The organism is Haliea sp., assembly GCF_041395985.1.
Classification (GTDB): Bacteria; Pseudomonadota; Gammaproteobacteria; order Pseudomonadales; family Halieaceae; genus Haliea.
Genome location: NZ_JAWKZJ010000001.1, coordinates 753,663 through 779,115, shown reverse-complemented (window position 1 = coordinate 779,115; position 25,453 = coordinate 753,663). Strand labels below are relative to the sequence as shown.

19 protein-coding genes and 1 tRNA gene are annotated in these 25,453 nt (G+C 55.6%); 3 read left to right on the top strand and 17 right to left on the bottom strand.

The window, feature by feature from the left end:
• Positions 1–922 precede the first annotated feature (922 nt).
• Positions 923–1,375, top strand: a complete 453-nt coding sequence (locus R3E49_RS03565) for a helix-turn-helix domain-containing protein (RefSeq protein ID WP_371293774.1) — start codon at positions 923–925, stop codon at positions 1,373–1,375.
• A 6-nt stretch (positions 1,376–1,381) separates the two neighbouring features.
• Positions 1,382–1,948, top strand: a complete 567-nt coding sequence (locus R3E49_RS03560) for a putative toxin-antitoxin system toxin component, PIN family (protein ID WP_371293773.1) — start codon at positions 1,382–1,384, stop codon at positions 1,946–1,948.
• A 124-nt stretch (positions 1,949–2,072) separates the two neighbouring features.
• Here the strand turns inward: R3E49_RS03560 and R3E49_RS03555 are convergent, their stop codons facing one another.
• Complete coding sequence (locus R3E49_RS03555) at positions 2,073–2,447, bottom strand: hypothetical protein (protein WP_371293772.1); 375 nt, start codon at positions 2,445–2,447, stop codon at positions 2,073–2,075.
• Positions 2,448–2,511: 64 nt separating this feature from the next.
• Here R3E49_RS03555 and R3E49_RS03550 point away from each other — a divergent pair, with 64 nt between their 5' ends.
• The gene (locus tag R3E49_RS03550) at positions 2,512–2,610 is read left to right on the top strand and encodes a helix-turn-helix transcriptional regulator (RefSeq protein ID WP_371293791.1); all 99 of its coding nucleotides are present in this window, start codon (positions 2,512–2,514) and stop codon (positions 2,608–2,610) included.
• Between the two features lie 79 nt (positions 2,611–2,689).
• On the opposite strand, the gene R3E49_RS03545 is transcribed toward R3E49_RS03550, so the two are convergent.
• The 16 genes from R3E49_RS03545 to R3E49_RS03470 all read right to left on the bottom strand — a co-directional run bounded on the left by R3E49_RS03545 (position 2,690) and on the right by R3E49_RS03470 (position 25,434).
• Entirely contained in the window at positions 2,690–8,110 is a 5,421-nt protein-coding gene (locus R3E49_RS03545; RefSeq protein WP_371293771.1) for a DUF4011 domain-containing protein, read from the bottom strand.
• 201 nt (positions 8,111–8,311) lie between these two features.
• Positions 8,312–11,461: a type I restriction endonuclease subunit R gene (locus R3E49_RS03540; protein WP_371293770.1), complete on the bottom strand. Its 3,150-nt coding sequence runs from the start codon at positions 11,459–11,461 to the stop codon at positions 8,312–8,314.
• A gap of 116 nt (positions 11,462–11,577) precedes the next feature.
• Positions 11,578–12,756, bottom strand: a complete 1,179-nt coding sequence (locus R3E49_RS03535; RefSeq protein WP_371293769.1) for a DUF4268 domain-containing protein — start codon at positions 12,754–12,756, stop codon at positions 11,578–11,580.
• A complete protein-coding gene (locus R3E49_RS03530; RefSeq protein ID WP_371293768.1) occupies positions 12,749–13,966 on the bottom strand; it encodes a restriction endonuclease subunit S in 1,218 nt (405 codons plus the stop codon). The genes R3E49_RS03535 and R3E49_RS03530 overlap by 8 nt, the downstream gene beginning before the upstream one ends.
• Positions 13,963–14,223 carry a hypothetical protein gene (locus tag R3E49_RS03525; protein WP_371293767.1) on the bottom strand — a complete coding sequence of 87 codons (261 nt, stop codon included), beginning with the start codon at positions 14,221–14,223 and terminating at the stop codon, positions 13,963–13,965. The genes R3E49_RS03530 and R3E49_RS03525 overlap by 4 nt, the downstream gene beginning before the upstream one ends.
• The gene (locus tag R3E49_RS03520; RefSeq protein WP_371293766.1) at positions 14,213–16,123 is read right to left on the bottom strand and encodes a type I restriction-modification system subunit M; all 1,911 of its coding nucleotides are present in this window, start codon (positions 16,121–16,123) and stop codon (positions 14,213–14,215) included. Before R3E49_RS03520 ends, R3E49_RS03525 begins: the two co-directional genes overlap by 11 nt.
• A gap of 458 nt (positions 16,124–16,581) precedes the next feature.
• A complete protein-coding gene (locus tag R3E49_RS03515; RefSeq protein ID WP_371293765.1) occupies positions 16,582–17,409 on the bottom strand; it encodes a hypothetical protein in 828 nt (275 codons plus the stop codon).
• Between the two features lie 345 nt (positions 17,410–17,754).
• Entirely contained in the window at positions 17,755–17,943 is a 189-nt protein-coding gene (locus tag R3E49_RS03510; protein WP_371293764.1) for a hypothetical protein, read from the bottom strand.
• A gap of 27 nt (positions 17,944–17,970) precedes the next feature.
• Positions 17,971–18,468, bottom strand: coding sequence for a DNA repair protein RadC (gene radC / locus R3E49_RS03505; protein ID WP_371293763.1), 498 nt, complete (start codon positions 18,466–18,468; stop codon positions 17,971–17,973).
• A gap of 237 nt (positions 18,469–18,705) precedes the next feature.
• Positions 18,706–18,906, bottom strand: a complete 201-nt coding sequence (locus R3E49_RS03500) for a hypothetical protein (RefSeq protein WP_371293762.1) — start codon at positions 18,904–18,906, stop codon at positions 18,706–18,708.
• A gap of 684 nt (positions 18,907–19,590) precedes the next feature.
• Positions 19,591–20,997 carry a hypothetical protein gene (locus R3E49_RS03495; protein ID WP_371293761.1) on the bottom strand — a complete coding sequence of 469 codons (1,407 nt, stop codon included), beginning with the start codon at positions 20,995–20,997 and terminating at the stop codon, positions 19,591–19,593.
• A 318-nt stretch (positions 20,998–21,315) separates the two neighbouring features.
• Complete coding sequence (locus tag R3E49_RS03490) at positions 21,316–21,555, bottom strand: helix-turn-helix transcriptional regulator (RefSeq protein ID WP_371293760.1); 240 nt, start codon at positions 21,553–21,555, stop codon at positions 21,316–21,318.
• A 161-nt stretch (positions 21,556–21,716) separates the two neighbouring features.
• A complete protein-coding gene (locus tag R3E49_RS03485) occupies positions 21,717–22,961 on the bottom strand; it encodes a tyrosine-type recombinase/integrase (protein WP_371293759.1) in 1,245 nt (414 codons plus the stop codon).
• 182 nt (positions 22,962–23,143) lie between these two features.
• Positions 23,144–23,220 (bottom strand) — tRNA-Pro (locus R3E49_RS03480).
• Between the two features lie 82 nt (positions 23,221–23,302).
• Complete coding sequence (locus R3E49_RS03475) at positions 23,303–23,509, bottom strand: DUF3094 family protein (protein ID WP_371293758.1); 207 nt, start codon at positions 23,507–23,509, stop codon at positions 23,303–23,305.
• Between the two features lie 125 nt (positions 23,510–23,634).
• Positions 23,635–25,434 (bottom strand): acyl-CoA dehydrogenase C-terminal domain-containing protein, encoded by a 1,800-nt coding sequence (locus tag R3E49_RS03470; protein ID WP_371293757.1) that lies wholly within the window; start codon positions 25,432–25,434, stop codon positions 23,635–23,637.
• Between the last annotated feature and the right edge of the window lie 19 nt (positions 25,435–25,453).

Here is a 25,453-nt window from a genome sequence, read left to right as displayed (position 1 = left end):
AATCAGTATCGAATGTGCCGTTAGTGATCAGGTTAGCGTGAGTTGCCGCAGCAACCCCCCCAAACATCAAAACACCAACAGCCGCATTACGAACAAGAACCTTCAAAGACATCTCTTTACCTCAGTTTTCTGGATGCTCATGAGTTAAGCAATACTCGCGCCAACCTAGCTTTTAATTCATTAAAACATGAAGTTAGCGCCAACCAGCAATGTGCGGTACCGGCGGGTTGTAAAATTTACTGACGGCGTTCGCCCAAGCAGATGCGACCTGTAACAGCGCATGCCCGGCGCAGGGCGCGCGCTGTCGTTGGCCTGGAGCGTAAGCCCATGACCTCGGTCAGGCGATTGTAGACCTCAACACGATCTTTGCGGGCCAACATGCAGGGATTAGAGAGGTTGCTGACGAGGTCTGGCGGCCGGGAGGCCGGAACCCAGCTCCCTGGAATATGATCTAGGCTTCTTCGACAGGGCGCTTAACAAGGTGGAACCGTAGGGAGGAATCCCTTCAATCCAAAAATGTTACCTATACAATCGGCGGCCCGCGCGGGGAATAGACTGTTACCTATGTGCCGAGAAAGCTGTGAGACCGCCCGAAAAGTCCTTACAACCTACTAATATTTAAAGGCTTTCTCCGCCTACAAAGAACCGATACCGACAGCGATACCGTCGCTGTGGACCCACTGTGCGGGTTCGAATCCTGCGGGGCTGTCAAAGGCCCCACTGAGCTAGATTACCATCCTTCATCGGGCCCCGGTAGAGCCAGCCTTGTCCAACATGAAATGAGTCTGAAGGCACGAGGGGTTTCCGCAGACCCCGTCACTCGCCCTTACCTCTTTTTCGTTTATTTCGTTTATGGTAGAGTTCGGCGGTGCTCAGGGTGCCACTCGAGATCGGGCATAGCAGCAAATCAGGAGTACAGAGCATGGGTGCACAAGAGATCCTTCACCTCCCCAATCCGGACGAAGTGGAGCAAGCCAAGGTTTCCAGCCGGACACTCTCAAAGTATGCCGGGGTGGACCGGGTGCAACTGACGCTGAAGGTGGACAGCCAGCCCACTGAGGACCTGATCCTGCCAGGCCACGTCCTGCAGATCCTGTTGGAGGTTTTGTCGGAGATGTCCAAGGGCAACGCCATCAGCCTGGTTCCGCATCACCATGAGCTGAGCACCCAGGAGGCCGCCAACCTGCTCAACGTCAGCAGGCCTTTCCTGGTTGGCTTGCTGGAACAGGGGGAGATCCCATTTCGCAAGGTAGGGACGCACCGCAGGGTCCTGCTGAAAGACGTCATGGCTTACAAAGAGCGTACCGACCAGCAGCGCAAGGACTCCCTGGATGAACTTACAGCCTTGTCGCAGAAAGAGGGGATGGGGTACTGACCTTCCGTGAGCAAGTTCACGGTCGTCTATGACGCCTGCGTGCTGTACCCCGCACCGCTGCGGGATACCCTCATGCGGCTGGCGCTGGCGGATCTGTTCAAGGCGCATTGGTCAAGCCAGATTCATGAGGAATGGATCCAGGCGCTCCTCCGCCAAGACAGCTTCACCCGGCCAAGCCTGGAACGGGCTCGGGACCTGATGGATGCCAATGTCCGGGATGCCCTGGTGACTGGCCACGAACCACTCATATCGAGCTTGTCGTTGCCCGACCCTGACGACCGGCATGTACTGGCCGCTGCGATCCGCTGTAATGCCGACGCAATCGTTACCTTCAACCGCAAGGATTTTCCAGAGCAGGCACTCCAGCCCTACGGTATCGACACACTCCATCCGGACGACTTCATCTGCTATCAGATAGACATGAACGCCCCGGTATGTTGCAAGGCCATGCGAGAGCAGCGCATGGGACTCAAAAATCCGCCGTTCACTGTGGAGCAATTCCTCGCCACGCTTCAGAAACAGCAGCTCCCCCAGACAGTGTCGAAGCTGAGGGAATATGCTGATTTCTTGTAAACGAGCTTACACATTACTTGGGCGCATGGTTTCGAAATACGTTCATGCACTCGCGCTTTCATTGACGCCTAGCCCCTGGTCTCTTTTCAACGACGCCGATCGCGCCCTCGCCAAAGACGCAAACTCATTCATCATCTGGGGCTTCAGGCCACCGCTCATGGGGCATCTCGTTTAATAAGACAGGAATTTCTACTTCCTCATCTGGATCCAAGAACCGATAGTCGTCGAAAGACCTGAGCTGTGGATACACATACCCTTTTGGCGAGTCCCAAATCACCCAGAATGCCATGGGAAAGAACTTCATCAGCCAGAAATACGCAGCGTCATTGGCACTAAGGTGGCGCATTATTGAATCGCGGGCCAACACCTGAAGCTTGTCGGGATAAATCCAATAGTAGACCCTCGTGTAGTCAGTCATTGGTCGATTCTCATCACAGAACAGGTCTTTCAAATCTTCTGTATGAGGCCCTTTGCGGTAACCAGTTACTCTTTGCGCCATTAAATGTCCAGTCAATGACCGCACTATCTTCCGAAGCCTTCCTGTAACGTAGAGAGCGCGGCGCATTCCCGCGCCCGTAAAGCTCGGCGCGCGCACGTCAGCATGGCGAATCGCTGAGATCGAGCAGTGGGAGCGAGACCATGCTGAATACGGAGGATACTAACCAAAGCGCGACTGACTATTGGATGTGGCTAATGAACTGGCAATGGAACCGTCCTCCATTGCCATATCCAAACTTGGAGCTATGCCTCCACCTCAAGTATCTCGACACCGACCTCGCTATCTTGGAGATCGTAGCTCACCAAGTCGCCCTGATAAGCTCCAATGATTGCCTTGCATATAGGCGCTTTTAGGCGCAGCGCCGTGTAGCCTGGCACTTCTGCGTGATGATCCTCGGGTAGGTCAGTTAACCAAAACTTGGTCTCCACACCAGCACGCGGCCCATCTAAATATCTCACCTTGACCTTTGAGCCAAGGGCTACTGGACCGTTTCGCGATTCTACGAATGCAATCTCTTTCTGTTCGTCGTATACGAGCACGTCTTCTCTTAGGTCTAGCAACCCCTGGCTGGATTGCGCTTGACGTGCAGCCTTTGGTGCGACTGGCTGCTCGCTATCAGACGCTGGAGGTTCAGCAATCTCCGGCATGATGGCAACTTTTTCACGCAGTTGCCTCTCCAGGTATTCACCGAGTCGCTCGCGCTCTCCATACGGATCCCTAAACCAATCTGTTGACCAAATGCGGTAGAGATCCCAACCGAGCCGTTGTAACACCTCCTCACGAAGCCTGTCCCTATCTCTGGCACTCTTCGAAGAATGGTAAGTCGCACCATCACACTCTATCCCACAGATATAGCCGAAAGGGTAGTCCGAGTGTTTCACACCTATGTCGATGTAATAATTGGAAACACCAACTTGTGCCACAGGCTCAAAACCTAGTGACTCGACCGCAGAAATCACGTGCTCTTCAACGGGACTATCTGGAACTCCTCGACGATCATCATGCACGACTCGCTCGCCCAGGCGCTTGCTCTGAGAGAATTGGAGCCAGAGCTTCAGCAGCCGCGCACCTTCGTTCGTATCGCTTGGATTAAATTGGTCTAGGGGAATAGATGAGAAGGTAACTATTTGCTCCTTAGCGCGCGAGAACAGTACATTTAATCGGCGCTTACCTGACGAACCATTTATCGGACCAATTCGCTGATAAAATTTGCCCAGGTTATCTCGTCCATACACAGTGCCAATAAATATGACATCTCTCTCGTCTCCCTGAACGTTTTCGAGGTTTTTTACGAAAAATTTCTCTAGGCCATCGTCCTTATCTGCCCAGTAATCTATGTAATCTGCAACAGCGCTGTCATGCTCGGCTAGCCTCAACACCAGCGCGTCAAGGTGCTCCATTTGCGACTGATTCATCACCACTGCCCCAAGTGATCTGTGAGGGCTACTCCGCATAAATTCAGCGATGTGATCAGCCATGACCTGCGACTCCGCAGGATTCAAGCCACGACTGAAGGTCCCATTGACCTGAACTATCCCGACTCCCATTTTATCGCCGGTGCCGCCCGGTGAGGGGAAAATAACCAAATCATCATCGTAGACGTAGTGATTTGAAAAGCTGATCAGCTCCTCATGACGGGAGCGGTAGTGCCACCGAAGTCTGTGCTTTGGGTGGAACTGAGTATTTGCGAGCTCAAGAATTGATTCCTCATCAGTCGCAACATCCTCATCTTCATCCTCAGTACTTGAAAGACCCTTGAAGAAATTCGTTGGTGGCAACTGATTGGTGTCTCCACAAATCATGGCTTGCGACGCCCGCATTAAAGCAGATATGGACGTTTCCGGCGTCATCTGTGACGCCTCATCAATAATCACCAGATCAAACATGTTCTTCCGGGGTAAATGTTGCGCAACTGCGCTGGGCACCATCATCCAACATGGGAACAGCTCGGCAAGCGCACTATTGGCACGCTTAAGCAGCTTCCTCGGGGGGATCCGTCGCTTCTTCTGCAGTTCATGTCGAAGCAAGGCCATCTCTGTGTAGTCAGACTTCCGTCCATACCCAATCCCCTCCGGCGGGTCCGCGTGTGCTATCGCGGACGCAGACACCGTCTCAGGGCTCATGGCGATTAGCTTTCGATCAGTCTGCTGCAGCTTCTCTCGCGCTGATTTTAGAGTTGTACCCGAAAAATTCAGCATGCGATCACCGTGCTCAACCTCGGCACGTGCACGGAGATAGTACGAGAGAGCGCCCGGGACTAGAATCTGCGCGTCTTCCAGCCTGCCCTCCCCTACTAATGCGCTGAGAATGCTGCCGAGCCCATATTGGTTAGAAGTAGTGACGATACTGCGACGCTGGATAACTAGATTGAATCCGTCCGAGTCTTTGAGGTGGCTGGTGAGGTACCTCACAGCCTCGCAGAAACTATTCGACGACCTCTGCTCCGCCTTGCCCGAGGAAAGCCTGTCCGAGAGCGATTCCACCTCTGCGGCCCTCTCTTTGATCTCATCGAGAGCAAGTCCTACTGGAGACGCTGGTTCGAGCAATAGACCTTCAATAATTTGCTTATCACCGCTCGAGGCCACCCGAGAAAGTTCGAGTAAGGGTTCGCGTTGCTCTATTAACGTGTCTACATCCGGCACCCCCAAAGAAGCTACTAGAGCATCAAACTTAGAGACCCGCTCCTTTGCTGCGTCACAAACCACAGACAAGCGTCGCATTTCGTCAACACTCCATACCCTCTCCGATACACAGACCTTTTCTGCCTCCGCGAGCAAGTCCTCATTATTTCGTATCCAAGTGAGATTGTCTGTCAGGGTCTCCCGCTTTGCTTTGATGTCACTCCAAGCTGCGGGAACGTGACCCATCTGTCGCAAATTCACTGCCAGATCATCCACCAGAGGGGTGGTGAGCAATACCGAAACCTGTGACTCACTTAATCCTAGCCCGATCAGCAAGCCCGTAAATGCGGAAAGCTCCCGCTGGACTTCCGCGATTGACTTGACCACTTCAGCCTCTGGTTGCGGCAGAAAATCTGCGAGCGCAGTGTCTTCCCATGCAGAAGATGCACTCGCCAGCTCTTTTAAATCATCAGTCAATGCCTCCTTCGTTATCTCCCGCGGAGTGCATCTGAGCCAGCTACATGCTGTGTTTACTGCTGTTTTGTATGGACGAAATCGCCTAGCAAAAAATCCAGCGCTCTCTATTGTCCGCTGGACCTGTGTTACAGATCGTGCCGCAGGAAGGCCTTGATCTTTACCGAGTAGAGCAAAGGCTTTCTTTGCGGCGATCTGGCCGTCCTTGAGATCGCGTTGTATAGACGCCATCGATAATGTTTCAGCGAATCCGAAGAACCAATCGTTAGAGAACAGTCTTTGGCGCGCCTCCGACGCTTGATACAAGCTAGGGGGATCCAAGTGGACCTGCATGCGGTCGAGTAGTTCACGTTTAGCAAACAAGTCGAATGCTATAGCGAGCTCATGCTCAATCTCAGACCTGGCCGCCCTCAAAAATGGCCCCTCAAAACTACTCAAACTGAGACGTTCAAGAAACTCGCTATATACTCGAAATAGTGGCGCTGCTGGAGCTAACCTGATTGCCTCATCTACGAGGCTACTGTTGGCCTCGCAGATGGACTCGAGTTCTCGGTAAAGTTCATCAAACTGTGAGAGCTCTCGGTACGCCTCATCACGACCATGAACTATATCACGCCAATATTCTACTTCCGTACCCGCCCAGTGTTGCCCCAGCCTTAGAACTGGCAACACTTCACTGAGTGAATATCGATCTAGAATAGCAAACAGTGTGGTCAGAGCCTGAGAGTCAATCGCACCCAATACATGGTTTAGCTCCTGCTCCGCCAACATGCCGCGTGCATTCGCCTCATTAACCTTCGCAATATCAATATCAAGCAAATCTACGGACGCCCACGGCGATCCCGGAGGAATAGAAAGCTCCAACAGCTCATCAGCCCAGCCGATCAAGTCCGCACACGCAGCCTTGAACTCGGGTACGCCAAAGCTCTCGGCGTACTTTTTAAGATCAACGGGTAGCGTTTTAAAAGCGAGTGGTAGCTTACTCTGCGCGTCGTGATTCTCGACACAAAGACCCCATAATTCATGTACGGTAATCTGCGTTCCTGCTACGCGACTGGTTAATAAGTCGATGTAGTCCGCCAGCACGTCACGATGCCGCACCAGCTGCCTACGAATAGAGGCATCCCCCGGAGACCTCCCTGTAGAGCCTGTTTCCAGACGCTCCATCAGTGCTTGATAGAACGCATCACTGTCTGCTTTCGTCCCCACCATCGGCAGCACAAATTTATCGAGGCCTAGTGCCTGTAGGCGCGCGTAGACGACGTCTAGAGCCGTAACTTTTTGTGCCACGAAGAGTACACGCTTTCCACACTGGAGCGCATTTGCAATAGCATTCACGATAGTCTGGCTTTTACCCGACCCTGGCGGGCCCTCAAGAGCCAAGTTGTCTCCTGAGGCGACCTTAAGCAGCGCCAAGAACTGCGAAGAATCAGCATCAAGCACTATGTTAGGGACGACGCGAACGGCCTCTTCAGACTCGGTGTCGCTCTCGGTAAAACTACACCCCTCGGAACCAGATTCCCGACCAAGCATGAGCTCCTTCAGAACCGGAAATTCGGAAAAATCAATATCGCTTGTTCTCAGGTCGTAGTACTGGTCGATCCCTTGAAAAGGGAAAATGCCAAAAGTGGCTTGGCGCTTGACGTTCCACTTCATCCTTTTCGGCTTTTTCGAAACAATCAGCTCAAACGCGGCCTCGATATCTATATCTTCACCCTCGAAGCATCGGATTATTTCGTCAATATCAAGTTTAGCTTCATGCCTTAGTTTATGGCTCAGTACCGGGTTAAAACGTATGCCCGACAGCTGGCGAATCTCATAGATCTCCCCTTGGGGAGACCGAGTACGGTCAAGAACGACGGGTACCAACGCAATAGGAGAACGAAAAGAATCCCGCTCTGGATCAGTATCCGGCATACACCAGTCGAGATAGCCAACGGCAACGTAGACAACTTCGAGACCGCGCTCCTCACGGTATGTGCGAGCCTTACTGTAAATTCGACCAAGTCGAGACTGGAGATTCGCTGGTAAAAGCAACGTTTGAAGGGCAAGGTCATCAAACCGGTCGTCCGTAGCGGTCGCGCTCGGGTCGGGTAAAGTAAAGGAGGGGTTTATTTTGTGAATCTTGGCGTGGTTGATCAGGTCATAGTGCTGGCCAGAAGCTGGCCGTGGCGGCAGCTCTAACTGTGCTCTTATCCTGTCCTTCAACTCGCGATCAAGCTTTTCCTGCTTCTCGAAAGCGGACTCATCGCTGTCAAAATCAATCTTCTCTAGCTCAGCGATGTACTTCTCATCAATGCCCTGTGCGTTCTCGAAAGCCGTAATAAATGCTGGCGTTCTCTCATCGGGCGGCTCGTCATCGAGTGGCGGCAATGGCTGAAGAGCCATCGCAGATTCGGAATTCAGAATTTCGATAAAGCTTTGCGGCTTTTCATCAACTATCCGTACGAAAGACGCCGTTCTCGCAGTCAGCACGTTGTTAATAAGGGGGTTTCTACGGGTAGTATCAAGCAGCCTCGGGCGGAGCAGCTCGATTCGCTCATTAACTAAGGCCGCTAGTGATGACATTCATGTACCCCCATTTGCTAGGTAATTTTTCTCTTTATCTCACTACAGAGCAACGCGCAAAGTAGGCCATTTGATGTCCAGTTTCGTGCCCCACACTGAATCACAGATCAAATCCCTGTTCAATTTTCTGCCTTTGCGTCCATTTCTTTATCTGCCTTGACGCTCCAGTGACTTGCCAGTATCGAGTTGGCTGGCTGGGACTTATCGATTCCACTGACCTGACAACACCTCCGCTTGCTGTAACACCAGCTCAATCGCCTCCTGAGCCTGATCTGGCGGATACTTGTACCGCTGTAATGTCCTGCGAACCAGGATCCTCAGCTTGGCCCGCACACTCTCCCGTACTTGCCAGTCCACGGTGGTGGACTGCCGCAGCTTCTCTGTGATCTCCACTGCGATCTTCTTCAGGGTCTCGTCACCCAGCTCCCGCACTGCGCTCTCGTTGTTGGTCAGGGCGTCGTAGAAGGCCACTTCGTCCGGATTCAGGCCTAGGGCGGCATCACGCTCCAGCTCAGCCTGGAACTGCTTCGCCAGGGCGATGAGTTCCTCGATCACCTGGGCGGTCTCGATGGCGCGGTTGTTGTACTTGCGCAGGGTTTCCTGGAGACGGTCGCCGTACTTCTTTTCCTGGACGACGTTGTTGCGGGTGGCGGAGCGGATGTCATCCTTGAGCAGTTTCTCCAGCAGCTCCACGGCAAAGTTCTTGTAGGGCATTTGCTGCACGTCTTCCAGGAACTCGTCGGAGAGCAGGCCGATGTTGGGCTTGTCCAGGCCGCAAAGGGCGAACACGTCGGTAACGCCATCGGCGACGATGGCGTTGTCGAGGATCTGCTTCAGGGCGGAGTTCTTGTCCTCCTGGGTAAGCTTCTTGTCCACGCTGGTGTGCTTGGTGATGGCGGCTTTCACTGCGGAGAGGAAGGCAACTTCCTTGTGATAGGCATGGGCCTGGTCCAGAGTGCTGCACAGGGAGTAGGCCTTGCTCATGGCCAGCACGGTATCCAGGAAGCGCTTCTTGCCGTCCTCCAGGCCGAGGATGTAGTTGGCGGCAGGGATCAGCAGTTGGTTGGCCTGGTCCTCGAAGCGGCTGTAGTCAAAGCCTGCGCCCTTGGGCCCCTTGGCGAAGAGGCCATGGATGATGTCCAGCTTCTCCAGCAGGATGGCAAAGGCCTCCTCGGCGCTGTGGGTGGGTGCGCCCCTGCCCTTGGCGTCGGCGTAGGTCTTGAGTGCCTGCTTCAATTCATTGGCGATGCCGATGTAGTCCACCACCAGGCCACCTGGCTTGTTCTTGAATACCCGGTTCACCCGGGCGATGGCCTGCATCAGGTTGTGGCCCTTCATGGGTTTGTCCACATACATGGTGTGGCAGCAGGGCGCATCGAAGCCGGTCAGCCACATGTCCCGCACGATCACCAGCTTGAGGGGGTCGTTGATGTCCTTGAAGCGCTTCTCCAAGCGTTTCTTGGTTTGCTTGTTGTAGATGTGAGGTTGCAGCAGCGCCTTGTCTGAGGCGGAGCCGGTCATCACGATCTTGATGGTGCCCTTTTCTGGGTCGGGGTCGTGCCAGTCTGGCCGCAGGGTGACAATCTCATTGTAGAGATGGGCGCAGATCTCCCGGCTCATGGCCACGATCATGGCCTTGCCTTCCATCACCGCCGAGCGGGTCTCGAAGTGATTGACCAGGTCCTCCGCCACTTCCCGCAGCCGGGGGCCGGCACCGACCAGTTTCTCCAGCCGGCTCCACTCGCCCTTGGTTCTCTCCCGGGAGCCCAAGTCTTCTTCATCCTCAACGACTTCCTCTACCTGGTCCGAGAGTGCGTCTATGGCTTCCCGGTTGATGTCCAGCTTGGCCAGGCGGGATTCATAGTAGATGGGCACGGTCGCACCATCGTCCACGGCATCCTGGATGTCGTAGATGGAGACGTAGTCGCCAAACACCGCACGGGTGTCCTTGTCCTCGGTGGCGACTGGCGTGCCGGTGAAACCAATGAAGGAGGCGTTGGGCACTGCATCGCGCATGTGCTTGGCGTAGCCGAACTTGTAAGTGCCATCCTGCTTGAGGGTGGCTTTCAGACCGTACTGGCTGCGGTGGGCCTCGTCGGAGATCACCACAATGTTGTGGCGGTCATTGAGGATAGGGTGGCCCTTCTCGTCATCCAGGATGGCGAACTTCTGCACGGTGGTGAAGATGATGCCGCCAGACTCGCGCTCGGCGAGCAGACGGCGCAAGGTTTCGCGGTCCTGTGCCTGCACCGGTTCCTGCTTGAGCAGCTCCCTGGCTGCGCTGAACGTGGCAAACAGCTGGCCGTCCAGGTCGTTGCGGTCGGTGACGACTATCAGGGTGGGATTGTTCATCTCTGGCTGCTGCAGCAGCTTGCCGGCATAGCAGCACATGGAAATGCTCTTGCCGGAACCCTGGGTGTGCCAGACCACCCCGGCCTTCTTGCTGCCTGGCACCACGTCGTCACCGTAGGTGGCGCGCTTGATCTCCACACCTTGGGGTTGGGCCGACGCAATCACCGTGGCCCGCACCGCCTCACGCACGGCGTGGAACTGGTGGTAGCCGGCAATCTTCTTGATGAGCTTGTCGGAGGCGATCTCGAAGATCACGAAGTAGCGGATGTAATCCAGGAACAGCTCCCGGTCGAAGAAACCCCGCACCAGTGTTTCCAGCTGCCAGTCCAGCAGCGGCTTGTCATCCTCGCTCTTGAGGGTACGCCAGGGCATGAAGCGCTCCTGGTTGGCGGTGAGCGAGCCCACCCGGGCATTGAAACCATCGCTGACCACCAGGGCCTCGGTGTAGACAAACAGGTCCGGCACCTCATCCTTGTAGGTCTGGATCTGGTTGAAGGCATCCCAGATATCCACGTTCTCCGCCTTGGGGCTCTTGAGTTCCAGCACGGCCAAGGGCAAGCCATTGATGAAGACAACTATGTCCGGGCGACGCAGCTGCTTGCTGCCTTCAAGGGTGAACTGGTTGATGGCGCGGAAACGGTTGGCGTCCGGGTGGCCGAAATCGATCAGGAAGGCGTGGTCGTGGATGATCTCATCGTCACGCTTGTACTCCACCGGCACACCGTCAAGCAGCAGGCGGTGAAAGGCACGGTTGCTGACCACGGTATCCAGGCTGTCTGGCTTGCGCACCTGTGCCACCACCTGCTCAACGGCGCTGTCCGGCAGGTGGGGGTTGATGCTGCGGATGGCGGCTTCCATGTCTGCCAGCAGCAATACCTGCCGATAATCCGCCCGCTCGGGTTTTGGGCCATCCGGCGCAAGGTCCGGCCCGTGGGCAACTTCCCAGCCGCCTTCGGCAAACCACTCCAGGCAGAGCTGTTCCAGTTGGTCTTCAGTCATGCCTCAGTTCCTACCCACTGTCGGCTCCAGCGCCGCTTGCAGCTGTGTGGCGCTATCATGGCTGATGAAGGTCATCAGCCCAGGCTTAACGGCCTGCATCTGCTGTTCGTGCTTCATCACTCCTCCTGCCCTGGTTTGAGGAGGTCGGCGTGCTTCAGCTCCTCGCGAATTTGCTCCAGCGGCCCCCGCAGCGCCTTCTCCAGACGAGTCATGTGGACCACCAACCACTGAATCATCTCGGGCCACTTGGTTTTGTCGTAGCCATCTACCGGCTTGGCGTAGAGAATCCGGCAGGCCTTGCGGTCAGGTAGTGGCTGCCAGGTTAACGTGTCACCGAAGTCGGCCTCAATCGATGCCTTCTGGGCCTCAAGTCGGTCGAAGACAAACTGGTTTGCCTCAGCCTGGGAGCGGGACATGTAGAACTCGACCCTTACTTCGTTCTTGCCGAAGATCAGGTTGAAAGCCATGGCAGAGAGGCCAGAGCCAGCCGACAGCCAGTGATCCTTGCCGGGACTAATGTTGTTGTAGAGAGTACAACCGCTTTGGCTGAATGCCTCCAGCGCCTGCTCCCAGAAAGCGAGGCGCAGCCGGTGGCTGTTGCGCTGCTCGGTAGTGGCGCTCTTTTCCTCTGCTTCCTTGGCCATCATGCCAATCATGAAGTCCGAGGCCTCCGGGGTTGGGATGATCTGCTCCACATTGAGGAAAAGCTCACTACCGGACTGGTAGGGCGTGACCTTGAAGCATTTGCAGCTCACTCCGAACTGGCTGAGCCAGAGCACGGTGTTGGTTACTTCCTTGCGGTAGTGGGCCGCAACCAGAATCAGACGTTGGCTCTTCAGGGTGTTGAGCTGGACAGACTGCAGATCGTCGGCCTGCAGAAACTCCAGCAGCAGATGCTCGGCGTTGCCCGGCTCGCTGCCACTGACCTGGGCCTTCTGGTTCAGGTAGCGTTGGAAGATCTCCACCACCTGCTGCTTCTTCAGGTTGGCGCAGTAGCTCGCGTACTTGAGGGCCTGCCAGACAACATCGCGGCCGCTGTCATCAAGCTTATTTTCAATGATCACCAGATTGCCGTCTTTGTCGATGGCCAGAAGATCAAGACGTTCTCGGGTATCGTCGAAACCGTCGAACTCCTTCTGGATAATCAGCAGTTCCGCACCGTCGGCCTGGGCCAAAGCCTGAGGGTAGTTTTCCAGCCATTCCTGCAGGTGCTTGCGTTCGTTGAAGCCAAGTTCACTGAAGCGTTTGGCTTCCAGGGGGCTGATGCGGTTGGCGGCGGGGTCGATTTTAAACATTAGCCACCTCCTCAGCCTCTACAATCTGGGCCTCAGTATCTGTTACTAGGAGTTCGCCGGACAGGAGTTTTGGGAGCAAGCTGTCGCGCAGTTCTGAAAGGGTCGATAATTCCACCTTATTAACTACAGCTAGGTCGAAAAAGGATCGCACACTCGTGTGGAAGCGAGCTATCAAATGCTCACATGGGAGAACACAAGGTAAATTTACTACAACTTCAGGGCGCACTGCCGGGTATGCTCCGCCATCCGCTAGACGAGCCAAGTGGTTAATTGCCTCGTCTGAGGTCGCGGTGATGTAGACGAACTCAGCCAGCTCTTCCTGATTTGGAGACAAAACAGCAAATCCCGTGCTGCCTGTTAATGTCTTTTGGGGCTGTTTTATGAATGCGAATGAGCAATTGCCTGGGCGAACGGTGCCAACAATCGTATCGCCGTCAGAAAGTATGCGTCTTGCTCGGCTCGGCGCATCTTCGGAGCGGTAAATCGTGGTGCTCTCGATTACTCCGTTCTTCGTATTTGCCAAGTCTACATATCTGATTTCAGGAGGAATTGTCCGCCTTGTCCAGGATTGCCTATTAAGGCTAACAACGTCAGCAAGGGCGCCAGCAGTCCACCCCTCCGGAATCTCCCCCAACTCACTGTCCTGCATTGCCGACGGAAACAGCTCTGCCGTTGCACGAAGCTCAGCATACTGCTCGGGTTGTTCGACCTTGAGGCAAGCGAGTTGCTCTTCATCCTTGCCAGAAATGGCCTGCATGGCGGCCAGGGTCATGTAGGTTTCGAGATCGGGCAGCGGGTCCACTTCGTCTGCATAGCAGACAGGGGATGCGGGCTCCGCAATTGGCTGCAGGGCCAGCCACCGCTCCTTGGCGGCAATCTTGGCCTTGACTGGATCAAAGTCCACAAACCAGCTTTTGAAGATGGCTTGGGCTATTTTTTCAAGGGTTTGGTTGATCTCAACGTTTATCTGAATCTTATCGCTTAAGCAATTCAACAGTTTCGCGATTTCTTTTTGTTCCTCCATCGCCGGGATCAGGACCCTATGGTTTCTAAGAATATCGGTTTTTAAGTTGGTAAAGACGGAGCCGTTCCCTTGAGCGACCAAGTTCATACGTTCGTGGAGTAGTAGCCAATAGGCAAACTCCTTATCCAGTCCGCGAAAATTTCTCAGTAACATCCAGCCGTCGTGAATACAGGCTTCTATCTTCATGAAGCGTGGCAGCCCAGGTGTTGCGCTGTTGGAAGAATTAGATCACCAGGGCGAACTGTCACACTTTTAGAAACGCCGTCGAGTTTAATTCTTTCTTTTGTTTTCACTATGAATTTTGAGTCTGAGGCAGTCGCATCAGCGATCTTGACCCACGGCATACCGTCCTCAGAAATATAATCTTTGATTGGGCGGGGCGATGCTCCTCGACTGACATCGCATAGTTCACCAAATTTATGCTCGTGCCACTCAGCATCCATATCCTAGCCCTCCGAGGTTTCGCCTGACCTCCACCTCCAGCCGTTCACTCTCCGCAAACTGCTCTTGCAGCCGCCCAGTCAACCGCGCCATCTTCTCGGCGAAGGGCTCACCATCATCCTCCTGCTCGGCAGTGCCCACATAGCGCCCCGGCGTGAGCACAAATTCATGCTTCTCGATCTCCGCCAGGCTGACTGATTTGCAGAAGCCTGGGACATCCTCGTAATGGCTTCCCCCCAAAATATTATCGAGCGCACCTAATGCATCTTGTCCGCTTTTGCTCAACTTGATGCCGGATTCACTTTCGAATTTTTGTACGATCTCCTCTTGGTCATTGTGTCGCTGCCAAGCGTGGAAGGTGTCGGCAATCCTGGCTATGTCTTCGGCGGCGAAATCCCTCAGCACCCGGTCTCGCATATAGCCTAAGTTGCGGGCGTCGATAAACAGAAACTCCTGCCGGCGGTCGCGCTTCTTCTCGTTGCGTACCAGGCCGTTGGCCTTGTCCCGGGTCAGGAACCAGATGCACGCAGGGATCTGGGTGTTGGTGAACAGCTGTCCCGGCAGGGCCACCATGCACTCCACCAAGTCTTCCTCCACCAGACGCTTGCGGATCTCGCCCTCATTGTTGGTATTAGAACTCATGGAGCCGTTGGCCAGCAGCAGGGCCATGCTGCCGGTGGGAGCCAGGTGGTGCAGCATGTGCTGCATCCAGGCGAAGTTGGCGTTGCCCTTGGGCGGGGTGCCGTACTTCCAGCGGGCATCCTCGGCCAGGGATTCGCTCCACCAGTCCTTGGTGTTGAAGGGCGGGTTAGCCATGACGAAGTCGGCCCGCAGGTCCGGGTGCTGGTCGTCCAGAAAGGTGTCGGCGTTCTTCTTGCCGAAGTTGAACTCGATGCCCCGGATAGCCATGTTCATGGCGGCCAGCTTCCAGGTGGTAGGGTTGGATTCCTGGCCATAGACGGAGATGTGCTTCCTCTGCTCCGCCGGGTCGTAGTGCCGCTCCTTGGCGTGTTCCTCGATGAACTTGTCCGAGGACACAAAGAAGCCCCCGGAGCCCATGGCGGGATCGTAGACGCGGCCAGAGTAGGGCTCCAGCATCTCCACGATCAAGGTGACGATGCTCTTGGGAGTGTAGTACTGGCCACCCTGCTTGCCCTCAGCCAAGGCGAACTGGCCGAGAAAGTACTCGTAGACGTGGCCGAGGACATCCTTGCTGTGCAGGCTCAGCCTCTCGCCACCGTACACTGGCTTGGTGAAGGAGGTGTCGGAGAAGGTATTGATCAGGCCCAGCAGCTTGTCGTTCTCCAGCTGGAACTGGCTGATGCGGTTGAGGATGCCCTTGAGCCTGGCGTTGCTCTTCTCGATCTCCTCCAGGGCATTATCGACAAGCCAGGAAACAGAACGCAGCTTCACTTCATGGCCGGCATCGTCCTGCCAGAGCACGGTGCCCACGGGCAGCACGGCTTTCTCCTTCAGGGTGTTCCAGCGAGCGGCCTTGGGCACCCAGAACACATTGGCTTCCCGGTAGTAGTCCAGCACCTCCAGCTCATCCTGCAGAGCCTGCTGGTAATCGGCCTCGCTGTCGTAGTCTTCCCGGGGCAGGTAGTAGATATTGTCGCCACTATCGGTCTTGAACAGTTCCAGCAAGGCCTCCTGCCGCTCCTCGAAGGCGTCGGAGACGTACTTCAGAAAGATCAGGCCCAGCACCACATGCTTGTAGTTCGCGGCATCCAGGTTGGCGCGTAGCTTGTCGGCGGCCTTCCAGAGCTTGTCGTCGAGTTCTTTCAGGAATTGCTGTTCGGTGTTGCTCATTGATCCCTCGTGGGTGCTGTCGTTCTTGGTTTGCCGGACATGGCCCGCCACCTTGGCCGGTGCCCGTGGGATGGGTAGGACTATACCCATCATCCGTCGCCGGGGAAAAGCACAACGTGCGCAGTGTGACGGGGTCAGCAAACCCAGTGGGTCGGTCGCCTAGTCCCCAGTCTTATCTCCAATCTACGGCATTCGGAACGTTGGCGCAGTGCTGTATGGATAGACAAGTACCGTTTTCAGGCAGGAGGGGGCGAGAATCACCTCCAACCCTGGTGGCACTACAGCATCCGTGCCCCAAGCTAGATCTGTAGAGGAGGGAGGGCGAGACGCCGATCCTGCACCGCGCGGCTACGGCCCTGGCCGTAGCAAGGTGCAGGTCGGTGGTGAGACTGACAGACGAGCCCGAGCGACGCGCCGGGAGCGCGGAGGCAGTGGCGCCGCCATAAGCAGCGAAGCAGATTTATCCATAGGACTGATTATGCGGCGAGAGCGGACAGTTCCCAGCGGGACTGCGCATAATCCCGTCTTATGGTCATTCTGCGACATCTTTAATTCTTGCGACAGCGGGTTATGTTGCTAGTCAAACTCGTACATATGGTGCCGTCAGATGTGTAACTCATGTTGTCACCAATTCTTACGCTTGTTGTGCGGTTAGAATGATATGTGGAGTCGCCGAAATGATAAGACTTAAGGCCATTACTGTGATGTGTGATCCCCCCAATTTTCTTTGATAAGCTGCCACCTGTGTCATAGGTCAAGCCATTGCCGAAGCTAAAGTAATTACTGTTGCTAAAGTGCCAGCTTGCAAGCGAGAACTGACGCGCCTCCCATGCCGACATACCTTCAAGCACCGGATCTTTTCCATAAATCGGCCCGGTAGTAGCCGAGCTTTCAGAGCTATATTTAGTTGCGTCCATCACTTGCTTGGTAACTTCAAATACAGTAAAAAATGGCTGCACAATTCCATTAGCTAGACGCTCCTTCCCTCCTAAATAATGGAAGTCATAGAGAAATGCCTGGTGCTCTTCTGAGCCCCATTCGTAGTCAACATATTTTTCGAACATATTCAGTTGAAACTGGCTTGCAGGTGTTACTTGTGCAGATAGCGAGCCGTCTCCGGCATAGCATTCGAGTACTCCCTCATCGTTAATGCTTCGAACCTCTGCACATCGATAAGTGTTGATGAGATAGCTGTAACCCCCAATTGTTAGCGCAGTGTCTCTGGGATACTTTTGAGTTTCCTGAATTTCTGCCAAAGGAGCACAGCCAGAAGTAACTAAAACGACTGAGAGAGTCGTGAGCCTAGTGGTTGAAAAAAAATACTTGAATACAGTAAAAATGAACTTCTGGAGCGCATTGAAGCAAATAGTCATCATCCTCTGATCCTAACTTTTCGTGTTCCATCACGTCGGGTTAACCTGCGTACTTTGCCATTGTAGCTTGATCTGCGCGAGAGAAATACTGGATGACAGAAGGCCTACAAAAGGCTAGCCGCGTTCTTTTCCACTGTTGCAGATTATTGAGTTTCGCTCCCGGGGAGCTTCCGAGGTGCCTTATCAAATTCTGAGAGGTCGAAAGACAATTGATTAGGACTAAACGGAGCCCAGACTTTCTCATGTACGGCTGCAATAGGCTTGCCAAGGCTCCCTACATCCAACCCAGTAAAAAAAGAGGACCGCACCGTCGCCGGTGCAGTCTCTTCCTTGATGAAGCGTTGTTAGCTACGGCTCTTCCTTACCCGATGTCTTGCCAAGAAAGCTGATGTCACCACTGAGGTATCTGTAAAGCCAGTAGAGAACAACCGGAGCGCATAGAACAAGCCCTGCAGGCCCTTCCTCTGCTGTGATGAATAGCCCCAGCATCACCAGGATGCTGCTAACCAGAAACGCGACTTTGTCTTGCTTGCTCATTGAGTAGTTCCTTCTTTGTGATGGGGTTCAGATACGACCGCGCTCTGCCATGGAGTAGACCCCCGCAGTACCGACGATGATGTGGTCCAGCACTCGGACATCAACATGAGCTAGCACGTCTTTCAGGCGGGTCGTGATTCTCATGTCGGCATCGCTGGGCTCGGCAATGCCTGATGGGTGGTTGTGGGTGAAGATGACAGCCGCGGCGTTATGCTCCAGAGCCCGTCGCAAGACGACCCTGGGGTAGACAGCAGCACCATCTACTGTGCCTCGGAACATGCGTTCGAAGGCGATTAGGCGGTGCTGGTTGTCGAGGAACATGCAGGCGAAGTATTCGTCCAACTCGTGGGCGATCTGCAGGCGGCAGAAGGCCTTCACATTGGAAGGGTTGCTATACACATCAGAGTCTCGGATTCGGGATTCGAGAATCATCAAGGCCTCCTGGATAGTGGCCTGCTCCTTCTCTTCAAAGCACATGGCGTAGGTGAGCGGAGAAGTGATTTCCTTGGTTTGATGAGTGTTCATGGTTTAGCTCCTGACATTCGGAAGTGTGTGCGAGTGCAGCTGAGACCTTTCGAGGTCAGAAGCTGCAAGGGTCATGGGAAAGTCAGGAACGCGCCCGTACCTCCCTGTCTAAGCGCGCAGCGCCAGGGGCAGGCGAGGAAGCACCTGATGAAGCCAAGAGACTAAAAGGGGAAGTAGAGGCTATCTGGTTGTGTGGGTGTGTAAGAAAACACCTGCCCGAAGGCAGGTGGTCGTTGATCAGGTCAACCGAGGCAATGTTTTGAGTTCGATCTGTAGCTGCTCAAGCCGAGCACTGCGCTCTAGTTGAGTGCGGTTCTCGAAGTCTGCGGCTTCGTGCTCTGCCCACTTGGCGCAATGGTCGAGGGCAGATGCACCACGGTTTATGGCGGTGAAGAGGGTAGCGATTGCGGTGAAGAAGTTGCCGATAGCTGTGAACATGAGGGTTGCTCCGTAGTCATTGTGGGGTGGCGTTCGCCACACTGACCGCGCAGCGGTGCCAGCATCAGTAACGAAGATGATGTCTATGGAAGCGTACCGGGGGGCGGTGCTCCTACCTACTGTCGCTGGCTTACCCCCGGGGGGGTATTCGCCAATGCGAAAGCGAGGCACCGAGTACTGGGGCCGTAGGCAGGTGAGCAAATTTGCCTTATGGTTTTGGTTTGGTGGAATTAGTACCTCGGCTGTACATAGTCAGCAATGGTTGATACCGGGGCGTTAGTACCTCGGGAGAACCTCGGTGTAGAAGTCTGGAGAACTTCTTCCGAGAGGATTACACCAGTCCACAGAGTTGGATGTTTTTTGATCAGCTCTGGTTTCCCATGGCATCGTGATCGGTAGCTTTCTGTTACTACACCGGCTCTATATCGGTTCGATCGCCAGGAGTGTTCGCTCCTTGCAATTGATTAAATTTTGTACAGAAATCCACTGACGGCTCCGGTTGGCGCCTGGGGCTGCGCCCCTGCGCCAACCGGGCCGACGGTAGAATGGTGGGCGAGAAGTTTGGAGGGGGTACCCCCGGCAAAACTGGCAAAACTGGCAAAACTGAAATTTCAAAATTGGAGCGCTTCCAGAATTACCGGTTTTACCAGAATTACCAGTTTTACCAAGGGTGGGGGGAGGATGTTAAGCGGTTACATAGTAGAGCCGCCTGTTATGGTCACCAGACCGCACCTGCCATAAGCCCCCCTCTCCCGGAGGGCGAGACCAACGCCGGAGGCACTCGGTCAATTTCCTACGCGAGAAGCCGTGAGATTGGGTCAGGGTAGCGATGATGTCCCCCTGGTTGAGCTCTCCGGCGCTCAGGAGATCAGTCACTGCATAGATCATGGTTTGGTCGGCAGCTTGTGCCGCCTTCCTTGCGTTCTCCTCCCGGATACGGTCAGCCTCATCAGGTTTCAGCAAAGTCACCGACTCGAACATCTGCACATAGTCGCCCTCATCGTGCTTGACGTAACTGTATGTGGCGGAGGGCACCGAAGGTCCACGGCATTTGTTGTTGGTGAACACCACCGAGCGCAAGATCCCTCCCGGGACCTTCTCTTCTCCAACGATGTCCAGAACATATGCACAGTCACAGTCATCGAGGAGGTCGCTGGTACCTGCCGGCACTGAGACCCCATCATGGCGATTCTTATTAACGTGTGCCAAAGCGATGATAGTGCCCCCGCGCTCTGTGAGCCTTCTGCAGGTCGTCATGAAGGCAGTGCTGTCCCTTTTGTCCATGACGTTAACGAACTTCTTGACAGTGTCCAGGATGAACACGGCCTCGGCAGCCACACCCTCTTCAATCAGCATGTCTACGAGCTTGCTGAAGTTTTCACCAGGAGACTTAAACACTTCAGAGCCGATCACGTCGAATCCATAACGGTTGCCCAGCTCCGCCTTCTGAATCAGCCCGGGGAAGTCGTCGTCAAGGTTGATGTGGAACACACGCTGAGTCACTGCCCCAGATTGGATGGCTTCCCGTAGTAGGTGCAGAGTGATCAGTGTTTTGCCGGTGTTGGGTCCAGCATAGAAAACTGTCACTTGTCCGGCCAAGGCGAGGCGACCAGCCACGAAAACAGCATCCCTTTTGCGTGCGAGCATGTCCTCGACTTGCTCGTTCAGCGAATACGTCCGTAGTTCGTCAAGAACGGATGGTCGTTTCTCAGGCGTCGCCGAGGTGGTATTTCTGGTTTCAGTATGATTATCCCCAGCCTGTCGGCCTCCTGAATCATCAGAGTCATCAGGGTCATCCGCAACGTCAAAATCCACAGGGACTCTAGGACCCCCAGGGCCTCCGAAGCTGCCAGCAGTGCTGTCACTACCAGAGCTGCCAGGTTCGCTTCCCCCACCCTCATTAGAATTTTCTGCATCCATGGCCATAGCCTCTTTTGCAGCATAAATGTCCATGGGCGTGTAGGCGGTTGTGTTATCATCACACACGAAGTTCTCACGAGAGCCCTGGTTTTGCTTGCCGGCGGCCAGGGCATTCTCTTCTTCAGCTCCCTCTTTAAAGGGGGAGATGATTTTCTTCGGTTGGTCTTGCATTAGACGTCCTCATTCAGGTCGTAGTTTAGGTTGTTTCTGTTGGCTTCCGGGTTCCAGTAACGGAACACGTACCGGGCAATACCAGAGAACTTTTGCCCGCTATGAGATATAGCTTCGCAGTAGGTCGTCTCAATCACTGCCCCAAGTCTCCGCAGTTCTGAAACAACGTTAGCGGGATGTAGAAACCCCATCGCCAGCAGCTCCAGAGTGGTAGCCCCTCGGGCACCAGCGTCGACAAGAGCCCGCGCCACCCCCGCCGATACAGGCGGGAGCGATACGCTTGGTACTGGATTCGGAAGGGCAACTTCTTCGCGTGGCTTAGGCATTGGCGTTAACCTCCTGGTCGCGCTCGGCAATTCTCTGCTGGAGATATTCCAGGACTTCAGCCTCGACCCAGGCGCGAGAACTGCCACCGGGTACCAAGGGCACGCTTTTTGGGAAAAGCCCCTTTGCTGATAGCGAATAAAGATAAGATCGGGAGAGCCCGGTCAGCTCCCGAACTTCTCGGAGACGGATAAGGCGGTTGCAGTGGGAGGCTTGATTTTGTCGGTACGACATGTACTTGGTCTCATGTGGCTAATGGTGTACCGGCTGCCCTTTGGGTCAGTCGATTCGCACATGATCCGGAACCTGCAACTTCTTTTCTGAACTTTCTCCCTATCGGGCGAAACTAAATCTATGAAAACCTACGGACAGTATGGTACGCGCGGGAAGGCAGCCTAGGCCGCCTTTACGCTGGCGTCAGGGTCGGCTGGTCCTGAGGAGGTCTGGAGTGCTTTCTCTCTCAGCTCGTCCAGGTAGCTTGCCCACTTGGCCATCATTTCAGTCCGCCCCTCCAGGTGAGACGTGCGGTTGTAGGCGCGACCATTTGGGTCCTTCACCGCGTGGGCCAGCTGGTGCTCTATCCAGTCCGGCCGGTAGCCCAGCACTTCATCGAGTAAGGTCCTGGCCATCGCCCTGAACCCGTGGGCCGTCATCTGCTCGTTGGTGTAGCCCATTGCCCGCAGAGCCACCCTAACGGTGTTCTCCGAGATGTGACGGCTCGCACCCCGGGCACTGGGGAACACGAAGCGTCCTCGCCCGGTATGACGCTGCAGGTCACGCAGGATCTCCAGAGCCTGGCGGCTGAGCGGTACTATGTGGGGCAGCCCCATTTTCATTTTTCCGGCAGGCAACTCCCAGCGTCTGGCGTCCCAGTTGATCTCCTCCCATTCCATGGCCCGGATTTCGCCCGGTCGCTGGAACAGGAGAGCAGACAGCCGCAGCGCAGCTTTGACCACCGCCGTGCCCTGGAAGTTGTCGATGGCAACTAGCAGTCGGCCCGTTTCCACTGGCTCAGTGATGGCGGCATGGTGCTTTGTCCTCTTGGATTTGAGGGCTCCCTTCAGGTCGGCTGTCGGATCCCGCTCAGCCCTGCCAGTGATGATGGCGTAGCGGAAGACCTGCCCGGCGGTCTGCCGGGCCCGGTGGGCGATATCAACCGCTCCGCGCCCCTCGATGCGTCGCAGGGTCGCTAGCAGTTCCGGCGCACTGATCTCGGTAATGGGGCGATTGCCTAGGTAGGGGTACAGGTCCTTTTCCAAGATACGCCCGGTACGCACCCGGTAGCTCTCCGACTTGTCGTCCATGACCTGGTTGAACCATTCACGGCCAATGGCTTCGAAACTGTCACCGGCGGCGAGGTTGCGTGTCTGGCGCTCCACCTTCCTCACCTGGCCAGGGTCGATGCCCTTCTGGATCTGTTTCTTGGCTTCGTAGTGTGCATCCCGGGCCTCCTTCAGGGAGACGTCCGGGAACACACCGAGGGCGAGGGTCTTGCGTTTCCCGGCGAAGCGATAGTCGTAGCGCCAAAACTTGCTACCCTTGGTGTCCACCAGGAGGTACAGGCCACCCCCGTCAGTGAGCTTCCTGGGTTTGGGACCTGGCTTGGCGTTCTTGACTGTTGCAGCTGTCAGCTTGCTCATGTGGCTCTCCTGCTACCGTTTGACGGTATCGATTTTCGTGAGCCCACTGATACCGACATCAATGCCGTCACCGGCGTCGGTATCAAGTAGGACGGAGCGGACGGAATCGGATGGGAGTAAGTAAAAAAATCGATTAAAAACAGGAGGTTACAGACAGTATAGGACGTAATCAGATTTGAAAATGGTCGGTGTGAGAGGATTCGAACCTCCGACCCCTTCCTCCCGAAGGAAGTGCGCTACCAGGCTGCGCTACACACCGATTTTTTGAGGAGCGCAAATATACCAGAGGCTCGGGCGGGAACCAAGAGCCTGTGGGCTACGCCAGGGTCCCGTTGGGAACCTCAGTAAATTCCCGCCCACTTGGCGATAAGCTGGCTCATCACGCTGAAGCCGATCACCACCACCATGAGCAACACCAGCAAACGTATGGGTTTGAACGGTTTGCGCTCAACCGAGTTGACGCCACTGGTGATAAACGCATCCACCTTGGCCTGATCCTCTGGGTACAGGCGGGGCTGGCCATCTGCTTGTTCGTTTTGATCCGACATCACATCCTCCCGGGAACTGCAGCCTTATTTTCCCCGCTGGCCACCGAAAAGTCACCTGCCTGCCGTAGTCTCGCCCAGCTTCGAGCAAGCGGCGGCCCGCGGGGGCAGCGGGCCGCCGAGGTCGATCAGCCTGCGACGTCGAACAGGGCTTCCGGCATATCCATCAGGTTTTCCGCACCGGAAAGCAGCGCCTGCTTGTGGGCCAGGGTGCGCGGCAGCAGGCGGTCGAAATAGAACCGCGCGGTCAGCACCTTGGCTTCGTAGAAGGCGGTATCGCCCTCGGCCGCCGCGATCTTGTGACGTGCCAGCACCGCCATGCGCGCCCAGAAATAGGCGAGTGTGACGTAGCCGCTGTACATCAGGTAATCGACGGCAGCTGCGCCCGCTTCGTCGGGGTTCTGCATCGCCTTCTCGCTAATTTTCAGCGAGAGTTCCAGCCAGTCGTCCTTGTAGCACTTGAGCGTGTTGATGAACGGCGCATCGGCCTCGTCAGTATTGGCGTCGCAGAAGGCACCCATCATTTCGGTGAAGCCCATCAGCAACTTGCCGCCGGAGCCCAGCACCTTGCGACCAATCAGGTCCAGTGCCTGGATGCCGGTCGTGCCTTCGTAGAGCATCGCGATGCGCGCGTCACGCACGATCTGCTCCATACCCCATTCCTTGATAAACCCGTGACCGCCATAGACCTGTACGCCCAGGTTGGCTGCTTCGAAGCCGGTTTCGGTCACAAACGCCTTGGCAATCGGCGTGAGCAGCGCCAGGAGGTCATCCGCTGCTTTTGCTTCTTCCTCGGTGCCACGATGCACGATGTCACCCTGCTGTGACAGGAAGTACAGCAGCGCGCGGCTGCCCTCTACAAACGCTTTCTGTGTCAGCAACATGCGGCGCACATCGGGGTGCACGATAATCGGGTCCGCCGGGCCGTTCGGGTTCTTGGGGCCCGTGAGGCTGCGCATCGCCAGTCGATCGCGGGCGTAGGCCAGGGCGCCCTGGTAGGACAGTTCAGCGTGGGCCAACCCCTGGATGGCGGTGCCGATACGCGCGGTATTCATGAAGGTAAACATGGCGTTCAGGCCGCGGTTGGGTGGCCCGATCAGGTAGCCGGTGGCGCCGTCGAAATTGAGCACACAGGTGGCCGAGGCCTTGATCCCCATTTTCTTCTCGATGGAAGCACAGTGCACGCCGTTGCGCTCACCCAGGCTGCCGTCATCGTTCACGTTGAACTTGGGCACAATAAACAGCGAGATACCCTTGGTACCTTCGGGCGCATCTGGCAGGCGCGCCAGCACGATATGGACGATATTCTCGGCCATGTCGTGTTCGCCGGCGCTGATAAATATCTTGGTGCCGGAGATGGCATAACTGCCGTCGGCGCGCGGTTCCGCCTTGGTGCGCAGCAGGCCCAGATCGCTGCCGCAGTGGGCCTCGGTCAGGCACATGGTACCGGTCCAGCCACCTTCCACCAGGCGCGTCAGGTATTTCTGCTTCTGCGCTTCATTGCCGTGCGCTTCGATGGTCTTGATTGCGCCATGGCTAAGCCCGGGGTACATCAGCCAGGACCAGTTGGCGGTACCTGCCAGTTCGTTGGCGATGATACCCAGCAGGTCGGGCATGCCCTGGCCACCGTAGGCGGTATCGGCAGCGAGTGCTGGCCAGCCGTTGGCCACGAACTGCTGGTAGGCCTCTGGAAAACCCTTGGGCGTGGTGACAACACCATCCTTCCAGGTGCAACCCTCGTCATCGCCCGGCTCGTTGAGCGGCGACAGGACGTTCTCGGCAAACTTGGCGCCCTCTTCAACGATGGCGTCCATCAGTTCCTGGGTCGCCTCTTCATAGCCCGGCAGGCGCTGATACAGGGCCTCGGACTCCAGTAACTCATTCATCACAAACCGGATATCACGGAGCGGTGCTTTGTACTGCGGCATGCTGTTACCTCGCAATGCA